At 40.3% G+C, this 811-nt stretch carries 1 protein-coding gene; it reads left to right on the top strand.

Translation table 11 applies throughout. The annotated features are described in order from the left end of the window. Positions 1-811 (top strand): mucin-binding protein (locus AX662_RS10700; RefSeq protein ID WP_443030981.1); only part of this gene is annotated, 811 nt, incomplete at both ends.

Raw genomic sequence — 811 nt, 5'->3', positions numbered from 1 at the left:
GTAACACCTGATAAACCAGGTGAAGATACACCAATCATCTATGTACCAAAAACAACTGAAGTAACAAAACCAACTAAACAAACGGTAACGTTTGAAGGAGCAGGCGATAATACTCCAGCTGCTAAAGTTCAAAATGACTTCACCTTTACTGGTAAACAAAAAAATGGTACAACAACATGGGACCAATCTAATCACACTTATGGTAAAGAAACAGTTCCAGTTGTTGAACATTACTATGCCGATAAGAAGGAAGCTGGATCTAAGACAGTTACTCCAGACCAACCAGAAGTTACGGATAAGGTTACTTATAAACCACTTGGTAAGATCATCCCAGTTGATGAAACCAATACACCAATTCCAAGTGCACCAACTCCACAGTACAACAATGATCCACAAGATCCAACTAAGGGTGGCAAGACTCCAACTCCAGTCATCCCAGGTTATGTGACAGATACACCAAGTGTAACTCCTAACAAACCAGGAGAGGATACACCTGTTGTCTACCGTAAGGCAGAACAAAGAGCAGTGATCAAGTACGTAGATCAAAATACTGGTACAACACTTGAAAATGATCAAGTTTCTGGTAAATCTGGCGAAGCTATTGACTACTCAACTGCAGCTAAAATCAAGAAATACCAAGATCGTGGTTATGTTCTCGTTAGCGATGAGTTTCCAGCAGGAGCTACTTATGACTCAGATGCATCTGTTGATCAAACTTGGACAGTTACCTTGAAACATGGTGAAACACCAGTAGGACCAAATGATCCACATAATCCAACAGATCCAATCAATCCAAATGATCCAAACAGTC

The sequence above is a fragment of the Streptococcus sp. CCH5-D3 genome (assembly GCF_001556435.1).
Taxonomy (GTDB): Bacteria; Bacillota; Bacilli; order Lactobacillales; family Streptococcaceae; genus Streptococcus.
The sequence above is the reverse complement of the archived record's forward strand: the minus strand, read 5'-3'. Positions and strand labels throughout refer to the sequence as shown.